This is a genomic window from Nitrosospira multiformis, assembly GCF_900111585.1.
GTDB classification, from domain to species: domain Bacteria; phylum Pseudomonadota; class Gammaproteobacteria; order Burkholderiales; family Nitrosomonadaceae; genus Nitrosospira; species Nitrosospira multiformis_B.
The window spans coordinates 127,173-139,629 of the sequence record NZ_FOHI01000004.1 but is presented as its reverse complement, the minus strand read 5'-3'; the positions used below and the strand labels follow the sequence as shown (position 1 = coordinate 139,629).

The window sequence follows — 12,457 nt, the reverse complement described above, 5'->3', positions numbered from 1 at the left end:
GTTCAAGAAGAATGACGGCTCAGGGGAGAATGGAGGAATTGGAGAAATACCGGTTATCTCCTCTCGTGCGTAAGGGGAGTGGGTAGGGGGATTTGGGAAGCACATTTATCTCTTCTCCTACATGGGGAGAAGCGCTGGGAAGCATTACATTATTCAGTCCCTCCCCCACTGGTGGGAGAGGGAAATGGATACTGGGACACGCACCATCACGTTCGTCCTGTAGCCATCAAAACGGTTGTTGATTACTGCTTGCAACCGATGGTCAATCCCTGATTGGTTTCTTGTTTAAAAAGATGAGCTGGCTAGGAACCAAAATCCAGCAGACGGGCAGTAAATACTAGTACTTGCTGCCGCCACCACCCGAGTGCCCGCCAGATCCACCCCCGTAACTACCGCCCGAACCGCCACCAGTACTCCCCGTACCTCCGCCCGAACCGCCAGCAGAGCTACCACCTGACCTGTAACCTGTGCTACTGTCGTCTCCCCGCCGATCCATATCGGTGCCTTTTTTGGACCGCTCGCCTTTCTGGCCATACTGACCTTTATCATATTGACCTTTTTCTCCGGAGCCAGCGTCATATTGACCCGGCGCCGAGTGCATGCCCGATGCTCCCTGACTTGGTGTCCCGGTCGTCGCCCCCGTACCTGTCTGGGCGTACACCAGTCCTCCTCCTGCTAGAGCAAATGCCGTTGTCGCTAGAGATGAGATAATCGCTTTCTTCAACGTCCAAAGCTGTTTCATGGAAATCTCCCGAGAATAAATTTCAGAACGGAAAAAAGTAAATGGATCCACCTTTTTCACTCAAGGAATCTCTGAGGGAATCTCTGGCAAGTCCCCCTAATGATTCTGTTCATTTCAGTCACCTGCCTTGCCATGCTACTTGGATGAACTGCCACGGCTTGAAGATGAGCTGCCTCTTCCACCACCATGGGAGGCTTCACCGCCTTTCCGTCCGGCTTCGCGAGCCTCTTCGGAAGAGAATTCATGGGCAGTACCTTTCGCATGAGCTGCTTTTCCACCTTTACTCGCAATTTCCCGTTGTTTCTCCTGATCCATGGAAGCGAACCCCCGCTTGCTGGTATTGCCGCTACCGCTTTTTGATGAAGGCATGTTTATCTCCTTGTACAAAAATATTGAGAATCCCATTGAACATATGCTTCTACTATCCCCGGCGATCTTCTTTTATGTCCTCGGAAGCCTGATCTCTGCCATCCAACGAATTTCAGGAAAAATCTTTGGTGAAACCCAGTTTTCATCTTAGTTGGCGAACTGATTGTTTTATGTACGGAGCCACACATACTCCAAAAAATCAAGCAAGTTATCAAAGGAAAATAAAGGATATAAAAGATGAATGCATAGCCTGTCTCTACTGCCATGGAACTCATGATGATGCATGACCGTGTGCCGATCCAGATTCTCCCGGTTCATATAAAGTGCTGTGTGGATGTAGCGGCGGGATTCTTTCCCGCTGACCGCTTCCACGCCTGGCGAACATCTTGTCTCCGAGACTCGGCGCCAGCTTGGATATCGTCGTGTTGACGATTGCCATTGCACCCACCTTTACGTCACGTCCTCCTTCAGTAGCTGCTTTTAGTATCGCTTCAGCGACCTGCTCGGGGTTGATCAGAGGGGGCGGCAATTTTGGCTCCTTGTCCATATAATTCTTGGCATGCTGCGGAAAAGGTGTATTCACGGCGGACGGCTGAATCAGCGTAATCACTACCGGTGCTTTATCGAATTCCTGGACTTCCACACGTAATGCATCAGTGAAACCTTTCACCGCATGCTTGGATGCGGAATACATTCCCAAAAGAGGCACGATAGCCTCGGAAGTTTCGCTGCCTACATTTATGAGCGCGCCGCCATACTTTTTCAGGTAGGGCAAGGCAGCAAGCGAACCATTGACGACACCCAGAAGTTGGTATCGAAAAGACGCCGGCTGTCGGCTTCGTTGACTTCGTCGAGACGTCCATAAATTGCTACACCTGCGTTATTGATCCAGGTATCGATGTGGCCAAAACGGTCAACCGCGGCTTGTGCCGCGAGACGCATTTTTTCCCGATCGGCAACATCTGCGACAACATCGATAGCCGTCCCTCCCGTGTTTGCTATCCTTGCAACCAAATGCTTGAGTGTTTTAGCACTACGGGCAATAAGAACGAGCTTTGCTCCCCGTTCTGCTGCAAGCATTGCTGTAGCAAGGCCTATGCCGCTTGATGCCCCGGTAATCACAACCACTTGCTGGTTGAGAGGTTTAAGAGAGGTTTGCATGATTCTCACCTTGAAAAAATGACATGGGAAAAATCAGGTAGCTGTATCAAGGCTAGAAGTTGGCCCATATTTCGACTGTGCAGAATCGCACATAACGGGCATTCGACATCCACGGGGGTAACGGTGCTTACCACTCCTTAACGGGAGTGTGCCGAGCCATAGATGATGAAACAGCTCGAAAGGCGGGATTCACAAAGTTCAGGCCCAGGCAGACTTTCACGTGATTGGGCCAAGGAAGCTTAGCATGACGATAAACAGTTCGGTCACCCGAATCGAAGACCAGCCGGGCAACCCGGAAGACAAAACACACGGTTAGATCGAAGCAATCAGTTCTGTCAGGACTTTGAAGTTTACCGGTTTGGTTAGATGATGGTCGAAGCCGCTCTCGTGCGACAGCTGTCGGTCTTTTTCCTGACCCCAGCCGGTCAGCGCGATGAGTTTTATATTGTTGAACTGCGGCTGCGCACGGATACGTCGTGCCACTTCGTTACCATCCATTCCCGGCATACCGATATCCATCAGAACCACATCAGGCAGGTAATGGGGAATCGTGGCAAGTGCGGCAGGCCCGCTATCCACTGCTTTGACATCCACTCCCATTGATTGCAACAACATACACAGGACCTCCGCGGCGTCCTGATTGTCATCGACTACCAGCACGCGGAGTTCATGCGGTGCGAATGCCACCTTCGCGGATTGGCCACTTTTTCCATTTGTAGTGATCTCGGACAAAGGCAGGCGCACTGTAAATTCGCTGCCTTTATCCTTCCCTTCGCTCGAGGCCTCGACACTACCGCCATGCATCTGGACAAGGCGGTCCACCAGATTGAGACCGATGCCCAATCCCTCCTGAGTGCCCATGCCGCTGCGTCGCTCCTGAGCAAACATATCGAATAAACGTGGCAACATCCCGGGTAATATTCCTATACCATTGTCCTTCACGGATACGACAGCTTTATAGTCTTCCTGACGGGCGGTAAGCCAGATCTGCCCACCCCTCCCGGTGTAACGCACAGCATTGTTGAGCAGATTCGCGAAGATCTGTTCCAGGCGCACCGTGTCCCCATACACAATCAAAGGCGTAGTGGTGATGGATACGCTCAATTCGAGCTCCTTTTCCCTTATCTGATCCATACTGGCCTCAACTGCATTGTGCAAGACAATGGCCAGATCAGTGGGTTTCTGGCGCAATTCCACCTTTCCGCTGGTGATGCGCGATATCTCCAGGAGATCATCCACCAGTCGCACCATGTAGTTGACCTGCCGGCTGATAACGGGCAACAGACGAGGTATTTCGGCTGCTCCATCGGGGCGTGCAATGAGTGTCAGCGCGCTGACAATCGGTGCGAGCGGATTACGCAACTCATGCGCCAGCGTAGCCAGAAACTCATCCTTCCGACGGTCGGCCTCCAGCAGAGCGGTTTCTGCAGCTACTGCTTCAGTAATGTCTATCGATATGCCCACATGCCCCGCGTACTCATCCCTGACGGTAAACCACGGCAAGGCATACGATTTCAGCCAGCGCCACTCTCCCTCGGCTGTCCTGGCCCGGACCCGATATCTCAAATGCGCGCGATCATGTAGCGCCCGCTCGAACGCGGCAATATATGCAGGTGCATCGTCAGGGTGAAGAAGCCCGCGCCATCCGGTCGGCATCAACTCTTCCAGACTCTTCCCAAACATGTACTGGTAGCGCTGGTTAAGATAAACCGCATTTCCTTGTGGATCCACCTGCCAGATCAAGGCTGGGGAAGCCTCGGCCAGCGCACGGAATCTTGCCTCGCTCTCGCGCAGGCTATGTTCGACGCGTTTGCGTTCCGTTATGTCGACCACATATGCTACCGCCTCGTTGCCATTGAGTTGCTTCATCGCGATTAATGCCCACCATCGGGACTCATCCTTGCGAAATAATTCCTTCTCATGAGGGGCGACACGTCCCATTGCCTTGAGTTCCTCCGCAGCCCGGAAAGTAGTCATTCGCCACTCTGGCGGGATTAGCTCATCGCATTGCAGCAACCCTGCTCGCTCATCTTCCCGACTGAAGCCGCTCATTTCCAGGAACGCGTCGTTCGCTTCAGTAATCCGATTTTCGCTATTGAAGAAAATGATTCCGACCGTTTCAATCTCGAGTGCCTGGCAGAAGCGCTGCTCGCTCTCACGAAGCGCTTGCTCAGCCAATGCCTCCTTGAACCTGATTTTCTCCACTTCATGAGCACGTGCCCGGACAAGCTCTGTTGTCTCGGTTACCGTCACCAGTACACCCGACACTCCGGTTTGCTTCGCACTTGGGGAAGCATCCCTGGAAAAGTTGTCCTTGATATCGGGAACGGGGCTGTAGGTGAGTTTGAAAAAAGCCTCTTCAGGGTTTCCGGTCCGATTAATGACGAGCGGTTGATCATCAAAGCTGAAGGACTCGCATCGCTCCATCACCCCCTCACAGATGGGCGCAAGAAAATGCCATACCTCAGGCCAGCACTCCGAAACAGGTTGTCCCAATCCATCCGGATGCTTGGCAGCCATCAGATTGCGATAACCATCGTTATAGATTTGTATCAGCTTTGGTCCCCACAGTAACAGGACGGCCGAAGGCATCAGCAACATCATGTTGACTGCGAATCGAAGAGCAGGCGACCATGCCGATATAGGTCCAAGACCCGAATCGATCCAATCATGGGCAAAAATCAGTTCACCCATCTCGCTGCCTCGAAGCCAACTGGGCAGTTCTGCAGAGCTTGTGGTTTCCCGCTCGTTCATCCCTTCCTCTTTCTGACACAATATTGATATTACGCATTGTGGAGAATCCTGTTCAAAGCCTAGCATAACTCATGCTCCGGAGCCTGACGAAGCTCTCCAAATTTCCGATTCCTGACTGATTTCAATATGATCTGGAGCGCTCTAATGCGAATATCCGTAAAATCGCTCCGGTTCTCGCCACACCATACACAAGGAGCACACTTCCCCTCCTTCTGCGCACAACCACGACATCAACAAGGCAGGCCCCCCTCAAGTCCTGCTTGAATCATTCATGACGGCCAGCGTCAGGGGCAGTCTTGAGTTTGCAGAGACCCAATAAGTAAAACCTCCTCTATATATGGCTGTCAAAACTCTTGAACAGATCAGTTTACACGCGTGTCTGCTGCCGGTGATTACCGCTTAAAGCTACCCTGGCTTGGACAAACTTCATAAAGGGGAATAAAAAAGATAATGGATAATAATGATGAAAGCCTGCCGCCCTCAGTTACCTTGCATACAAACGCCGTACTTCAGGCCGGTCAACGGGTCGAGCATGAGCTCCAGCAGGTCAAAAGGGCCCTTGAGGATAAAACGAAGCAGCTTGATGAGTCACTCTCTATCCTGCGAGCGACCATAGAATCCACTGCCGACGGAATTCTGGTTACCGATGAGTATGGCCATATGCTTCGCTACAATGAACGGTATCTACAGATGTGGCAGATTAAGCTCCCCGATATCGTTGAATTGCATCAGCATAAGCAACTGCAGAAGCTTAGTTGCAAGTACTTGGCGAACCCGAAGCAATATCTTGAGAGAATAGAGGAAATATATGCTGTCTGGCCGCCTGAAACGTACGACTTGCTGGAACTTACCGATGGCCGGATGTTTGAACGGTTTTCGAAGATTCAGTATGCAAAGGGATTATGCGTAGGCCGTGTATGGAGCTTTAGAGATATCACGGCGCGTAAACATGCCGAAGAAGCGTTGCAGGAAAGTACCGAGCGCCTCCACTTCATGGCTGAGGCCATGCCCCAGAAAATATTCACTGCGCGCGCGGATGGAGCCGTGGATTATTTCAATCAGCAATGGAAGGATTACACCGGTCTTGCTCCTGAGAAAATGCAGGGCTGGGAATGGATCAAGCTCATCCATCCCGACGACGTCCCGGAGTGCGTGCGGCACTGGCAACACTCGCTTAACACTGGAGAGCATCTGCAGATGGAGTGCCGTTTCCGCCAAGCGAATGGCACTTACCGCTGGCACCTGCTTCAGGCACAAGCGCGGCGCGACGCGAAAGGGTATATATCCATGTGGGTCGGTTCGAACACGGATATCGATACGCTCAAACGCGCAAATGAAGAGAAAAAACAGCTCCTTGAAAATGAACGGATTGCGCGAAGCGAAGCCGAACGTGCGAACCGCATCAAGGATGATTTCCTGGCAACCCTGTCCCACGAGCTTAGAACACCGCTTAATGCCATCCTCGGATGGTCGCAGCTCATCTTGCAGGGAACAATGAAAAACGAAGACATTCAGCGGGGTCTGGAAACCATCGAGCGAAACGCCCGGGCACAGAACAAGCTTATCGAAGATCTTCTTGAAATGAGCAGCATCATTTCTGGCAAAATCCGATTGGATATGCAGGAACTGGACCTTGGCGCAATAGCCGAGGCAGCAGTCGAATCTGTTGCACCCGCAGCCGAAGCTAAAGGAATATGTATCCGAAGAACGATCGATGCCACTGCAGGACGGGTTCTAGGTGACAACCATCGCCTTCAGCAGATAATCTGGAACCTTCTTTCCAATGCTGTCAAATTTACGCCTGACGGCGGCACTGTAGAGGTAATCGTGGAACGCGCCGCATCGCAGCTTAGGGTCATCGTAAAAGATTCCGGGGTGGGTATCAAACCTGAATTCCTCGGGTACGTTTTTGATCGTTTCCGGCAAGCCGACTCTTCCCTTACCCGAAATCATGGGGGCCTGGGGCTGGGACTTGCCATCGTGAAGCAGCTTGTGGGACTGCATGGTGGAACGGTTCGCGCAGAGAGCAAGGGAGAAGGTCAGGGTGCCTCATTTTTCGTCACCTTGCCGCCCGCCCCGATCAAGGACGGTATGGACAGACAACAGTTCCCTGACGCCACACCTTCCACCAAGAAGGATGGCAATATCCTTCTCTCAGGTATGAGGATTCTCGTCGTTGATGACGAACGGGACTCGCGCGAGCTCATCCATAAGGTGCTCGCGCAGCAGCAGGCTGAGGTCATTACCGCAGCAAACGCCATGGAAGGACTGTTGATACTGAAAAGCCAGATGCCGGACGTGATGATCAGCGATATTGGCATGCCGGGAAAAGACGGCTACCAGTTTATTCGCGAAGTGAGAAGGCTTCCTGCAATCCAGGGAGGGGAGATACCGGCAATCGCACTGAGCGCGTTTGCGCATTCGGAAGATCGTACCCGTGCAATGATGGCGGGTTATCAGGTGCACCTCTCCAAACCTGTGGAATCAAAAGAACTGATCGCTTCCATCGGAAGCCTTATGGCGCCAGCAAAAACAGCAAGTAGCTAGCGTGGGCGGGTAAATAAATACTTGGACAGGCGGACAGGCAAGTTGACGCGGAAGGAACGGGACACGGGCCTAATACCCCCAGCACAACTCCGATTACATGGACGCAGCGGCCCAGCCTCTACAATATTACCACGTTTACCCGCTTCACGTGGTACAGTACATGTTATGCCACTGCATTCTAGCCGCATTGCAAGAACAGTTTGCAACCAGTTCCTCTTTGCTCAGTAGCATTGACTTCATTTCATTTCATTTCATTTCATTTCATTTCATTTCATTTCATTTCATTTCGCTTCAGCCGTTACACACCGTTCTATTCAATATCCCGAGGCCGTAGTACCCCAGAGCCTGGGCCTGTAGCTTCATTTAGCGATTCCCCGATCATAGTGCGATCAGTCTCTCCAGAAAGGATAGCCCATGTCAAGAAAGGATAATGAAGACGCTTTACTGCAATCGGTTGCTTTACAAACTGCTCAGACAATTTTGAGAGCCCGTCTCCGGGCTGAGCGCATTCTTGAACAAGCAAAATTAGACTTGCAAGATAAGGCAAGACAATTGGATCATTCGCTCACCATTCTTCGTGCTACAAGTACTGTCGAAAGGGAAAGATCGGAGTTCAGGAAAATGCCTGGGTATCTATATCAGGAAGCATACAAGCGGAAAGCCGAATGTCGGACGTGCGTTGTCGCTGAAAAAACTCCTCTAAAAATATTCACTGCGCGCGTCGATGGCACCAAGGATTACTTTAACGAGAGCTGGTTCGAATATGCGGGAGTGGGTCTGGGGAAGTTGGTAGGCTGGGCATGGGTTGATCTTATTCACATCGAGGACATAGAAGAGAATTTAAAACGGTGGAAACAATCCCTACGAACCGGCGAGCCATTCTGGGTGGAAAATCGGCTCAGACACGCAACGGGCAGCTATCGCTGGCACTCATCCTGCGCCATACCGATCCGCGATGCTGGCGATAGGATCTGGATGTGGGTGGGATATTGTATGGACATCCACGAAACAAAGATGAAAACCGAAGAATTGGGGCGCTTTCTTGCAAAAGAACGGGAAATGCGTAAAGACGCGGAACGAGTCAATCACTCCAAAGACGAGTTTTTCGCAATGCTGTCACATGAATTGAGGAATCCGCTCAATGCCATTCTCGGGTGGTCCCAGCTTATTTTACAGGGAACAATGAATAGCGAGAGTATTCGTAAAGGAATTGAGACCATTGAGCGAAACGCCAAGATCCAAAATAAGCTCATCGAGGATCTTTTCGAAATGAGCAGGATCACTGCCGGAAAAGTTACCTTGGAACTGCTGAGAATCGATCTTTCAAGTCTTACGGAAGTCGTTGTAGATTCGGCAGCACCAGGGGCGGAAGCAAAAAAAGTTCGGCTACGAAAAATAATCGATTCTGAGGTAGGATTTGTCCTGGCCGACCAAAATCGATTTCAGCAAGTCCTGTGGAATTTATTGTCTAATGCCATAAAATTTACCCCTGCGGAAGGAGAAGTAGAAATCCATGTTCGGAGGGTGGGTTCTCGCGCTGAAGTAAAGGTAAAGGATTCGGGAATCGGCATTAAACGAGAGTTTCTGCCCCATGTTTTTGATCGCTTCCGTCAAGCTGATTCTCCTGCCAGTCGGCAACAGATCGGTCTCGGTCTAGGACTTGCCATTGTGAAGGAACTAGTCTTGCTTCACAGAGGCACCGTGATTGCCGAAAGCGACGGAGAAGGTAAAGGCTCGGTTTTTACTATCAGCCTTCCTTTGATTCAGCATCGCGATACGGGGACTGGAATCGAGAATCAAACCGATATTCTATTAGAGTGCGACGACACACGCCTCCCGCTCACTGGCCTCACGCTTCTGGTCATCGACGATGAGAGAGATTCTCTTGAAGTTGCGAAAGAGGCCCTTACAACGCAAGGTGGCACAGTAATTATTGCGGGCAGTGCCGCAGAAGGTCTGGAAATTCTAAAAGCAAAGAGACCGGATGTGATAATTTGCGATATCAGCATGCCAGGCAAAAATGGATATCAGTTTATCCGGGAAGTAAGAAGCATGCCAAAAAGTACAGGCTCATCTACACCAGCAATTGCGCTTACCGGCTTTGCCCGTCCCGAAGACCGGACAAAAGCGATGATTGCAGGCTACCAGAAACATGTCATCAAGCCCCTGGACACGCCTAAGTTGATTGCAGCCATCACAGACCTCGTGCCAGGCCAATCCCTCTCATAATTCATCTCTCATGGAAGCTCAATAAGTTTTTTTGCTTCTATATAAGAAAGAATTCTCCCCTTTATCACCAAGGGGGAACGTAATTCCGTTTACGCCACTTGAACGGACCCTTCTCCCATTGACTCTTATCCGCATTTCCTGACATCCCCAGGCGCTTTTCTGCCTAATCCCCTATCGTATATAGCTCAATCCCTAGGTCTGCGGGGACTTGAAAAAAATACGCCAGAACCAAATAATAATAAATAAGTATATGACATAACCTCTGGCTTTGCGCCCACCTAAAGCCAGAAGGAGAAAAACTCAATTTAATGGATTTTTGAAAAACACAGCTATAACGGGACTTGAAATATATGATGTTGACAATACCGACCGAGCCGATCGGAAGCATCCCCCGCCCTCTCGAGCTCATCCAGACCATTGAGAGCAAGGGTTGGAACCCGCGGATGGATTCCTCACTTGATCACCTATACGAAGCAGCAATAATAGAAACTATCAGAAGATTTGAAGCGACGGGCTCCCCTGTTATAACCGATGGCGAACAGCGTAAATATCACAACTTTTGGACGTATTGCGTCCATGGACTGGAAAATACGACACCTGAAGGCTTTATTATTCCCTTCTCCGCGGGACATAATCGAAGGATGCCAATGTTGAAGAAAGGACCATTTCGGTATCGCATATATGCGGATTATTATCTCGAAACAGCCATGCGTTACACAAATCTACCTGTAAAACAGGCTGTTATTTCCCCTTCTGCATTAAGTTTAATGTACCCCGCCCAAGAAATTGAGGGATACTCTCGGGATCAGTTTATCGAGGATTTATTGAACGAACACGAAACGGAGGTTCGACGCTGCCTCCATAAAGGCGCCCACAAAGTCCAGGTCGATTTTACCGAGGGACGCCTGGCACTGAAAATTGATCCCACAGGAAGACTTCTGGATAGTTTTATTGATCTTAATAATATGGCGCTATCCCGATTTAATTCAGATGAGCTTTCCAGAATAGGCGTCCACACATGTCCTGGAGGGGACCGCGATTCTACGCACAGTGCCGATATCGACTATTCTCAACTCTTGCCAAAGTTGTTTCAGTTGAAGGCAAAAAACTTTTATATAGCCTTTGCTGGTGAGAAAGACCGTCTACGTATCCTTAATATGATTCGGGCCCATCTAAAGCCGGATCAAAAAATTTTTATTGGAGTAACCTCCCCAATCAACCCGGAGGTGGAGCGGCCCGAGCACATCTGTGACCTTATCGTGGAAGCAGCGGAGTTCATACCGGTTGAGCAGCTGGGAACAACTGACGATTGCGGTTTTTCGCCTTTTTGTGATGATATCTCTACCACCAGGGAGACGGCGTTTGCGAAAATTGCAGCACGAGTGCAAGGTACGGCACTTGCATCCAGCATACTCGGCGGAATTGCACAATCCTGCACATCTTGAAATAGATTCTCGAAGAGCATGTATCAGACTAGATCCTGCCATTAAATATGTTGATTTTGGCACCGGGCTTAACCTCCTGGTGCCACCCTCTCTCATTAATCAAGCTTGATGGACGGAAGAGGCAAGTCTTGTATAGGACACTTACAGCAAGCCCGGACACAGCCGCATTACCCTGCCTGAGACAGATCCATTATCTTCTTATAAGATGCGCCGCTGGATCCTGATCGGGATTTTTTTCTTTTCCTCCTGCGTTGCTGTCATCTTGCTGGCAGCGCTTGGTGTGGGCGAACTCCTGTCCGGAGCAGTACCCACTGCAGTAAATACGCTCTCGATCGATCTGCCAGTCGAACCAGTGGAGATTCCCGTCTACATTGATGCCCACAAAGCAAACTCAAACGTGCATGGTTGGCTGGTGCGTGGAGTACGCGGACGCGGCATGGTACTGCTAGTTCACTCTCTCAGGAGCAACCGGGTGGAAATGCTGAGCCGTGCCCGATTTTTGAACCGGCAGGGATATGGCGCGCTCCTCATCGATCTTCGAGCGCACGGTGAAACGCCGGGAGAACGCATCACCTTCGGCGTCCAGGAAGCTGAAGATGTGGAAGCGGCTATCGCTTGGCTACGTAATACTTTTTCCGGCGAGCGAATCGGCGCGATTGGCGTCTCGCTTGGGGCAGCCGCGATTGTGCTCGCGAAAAATCCACCGCGGCTCGATGCTATAGTGCTTGAATCCCTCCATCCCACCATCGATGAAGCAGTGGATAACCGCCTCAGACTTCACCTTGGAAACTTCGGGCCGGTTTTCTCCTCCTTGCTGCTATGGCAGCTCTCCTTTCGTCTCGATGTAAATCCCGACGAGTTGAATCCCATCGACCGCATCGGTAATCTCAGCTCGCCTCTTCTGCTGATCTCAGGGACTGCCGATCGGCATACGACAGTAGCAGAAACCGAAAGGCTGTTTGCTGCTGCCCGTCAACCAAAAGAATTATGGATCGTTCCGGGCGGAGGGCATTTCAATATGCATACCTACGCAGGCAGGGAATACGAAAATCGCATACTGGATTTTCTGGACCGATATTTGCCTAGGCGAAACTGATGCTCTGATCTGACTGTTAATCGTGCGATCACCTCTTGTCACCCGTAGCAGATGACTTTAGCGATAAAGCGATAAGGGAAAGTGCCCATTGCCGCAAAGAAACTTGCGGCGCGG

The 12,457-nt window shown here is 50.8% G+C and carries 7 protein-coding genes and 1 pseudogene; 4 read left to right on the top strand and 4 right to left on the bottom strand.

Annotation, left to right across the window (positions count from 1 at the left end; translation table 11 throughout):
• Nucleotides 1-337: 337 nt before the first annotated feature.
• The 4 genes and pseudogenes from BMW46_RS15115 to BMW46_RS07860 all read right to left on the bottom strand — a co-directional run bounded on the left by BMW46_RS15115 (nt 338) and on the right by BMW46_RS07860 (nt 5,026).
• The gene (locus BMW46_RS15115; RefSeq protein ID WP_143121429.1) at nt 338-742 is read right to left on the bottom strand and encodes a hypothetical protein; all 405 of its coding nucleotides are present in this window, start codon (nt 740-742) and stop codon (nt 338-340) included.
• Nucleotides 743-877: 135 nt separating this feature from the next.
• On the bottom strand, nt 878-1,111 hold the full coding sequence (locus BMW46_RS07870) for a KGG domain-containing protein (RefSeq protein ID WP_011380822.1): 234 nt from the start codon (nt 1,109-1,111) through the stop codon (nt 878-880).
• Between the two features lie 271 nt (nt 1,112-1,382).
• A pseudogene (locus BMW46_RS07865) lies at nt 1,383-2,191 on the bottom strand (SDR family oxidoreductase).
• Nucleotides 2,192-2,584: 393 nt separating this feature from the next.
• Entirely contained in the window at nt 2,585-5,026 is a 2,442-nt protein-coding gene (locus BMW46_RS07860) for a PAS domain-containing hybrid sensor histidine kinase/response regulator (protein ID WP_256376999.1), read from the bottom strand.
• A gap of 450 nt (nt 5,027-5,476) precedes the next feature.
• Here BMW46_RS07860 and BMW46_RS07855 point away from each other — a divergent pair, with 450 nt between their 5' ends.
• The 4 genes from BMW46_RS07855 (at nt 5,477) to BMW46_RS07840 (ending at nt 12,343) form a co-directional block, all read left to right on the top strand.
• Nucleotides 5,477-7,573: a PAS domain-containing hybrid sensor histidine kinase/response regulator gene (locus tag BMW46_RS07855; RefSeq protein WP_074706922.1), complete on the top strand. Its 2,097-nt coding sequence runs from the start codon at nt 5,477-5,479 to the stop codon at nt 7,571-7,573.
• A 414-nt stretch (nt 7,574-7,987) separates the two neighbouring features.
• Complete coding sequence (locus BMW46_RS07850; RefSeq protein ID WP_074706919.1) at nt 7,988-9,802, top strand: hybrid sensor histidine kinase/response regulator; 1,815 nt, start codon at nt 7,988-7,990, stop codon at nt 9,800-9,802.
• A 350-nt stretch (nt 9,803-10,152) separates the two neighbouring features.
• The gene (locus BMW46_RS07845; protein WP_218141772.1) at nt 10,153-11,247 is read left to right on the top strand and encodes a uroporphyrinogen decarboxylase/cobalamine-independent methonine synthase family protein; all 1,095 of its coding nucleotides are present in this window, start codon (nt 10,153-10,155) and stop codon (nt 11,245-11,247) included.
• A 205-nt stretch (nt 11,248-11,452) separates the two neighbouring features.
• Nucleotides 11,453-12,343, top strand: coding sequence for an alpha/beta hydrolase (locus BMW46_RS07840; RefSeq protein ID WP_074706916.1), 891 nt, complete (start codon nt 11,453-11,455; stop codon nt 12,341-12,343).
• The last annotated feature ends 114 nt before the right edge of the window (nt 12,344-12,457 follow it).

Bases quoted from the DNA above. Each gene is read 5' to 3' on its own strand.
- BMW46_RS07870 (WP_011380822.1), bottom strand. From the start codon at position 1,111: ATGCCTTCATCAAAAAGCGGTAGCGGCAATACCAGCAAGCGGGGGTTC.
- BMW46_RS07840 (WP_074706916.1), top strand. From the start codon at position 11,453: ATGCGCCGCTGGATCCTGATCGGGATTTTTTTCTTTTCCTCCTGCGTT.
- BMW46_RS07845 (WP_218141772.1), top strand. From the start codon at position 10,153: ATGATGTTGACAATACCGACCGAGCCGATCGGAAGCATCCCCCGCCCT.
- BMW46_RS15115 (WP_143121429.1), bottom strand. From the start codon at position 742: ATGAAACAGCTTTGGACGTTGAAGAAAGCGATTATCTCATCTCTAGCG.
- BMW46_RS07860 (WP_256376999.1), bottom strand. From the start codon at position 5,026: ATGAACGAGCGGGAAACCACAAGCTCTGCAGAACTGCCCAGTTGGCTT.
- BMW46_RS07850 (WP_074706919.1), top strand. From the start codon at position 7,988: ATGTCAAGAAAGGATAATGAAGACGCTTTACTGCAATCGGTTGCTTTA.
- BMW46_RS07855 (WP_074706922.1), top strand. From the start codon at position 5,477: ATGGATAATAATGATGAAAGCCTGCCGCCCTCAGTTACCTTGCATACA.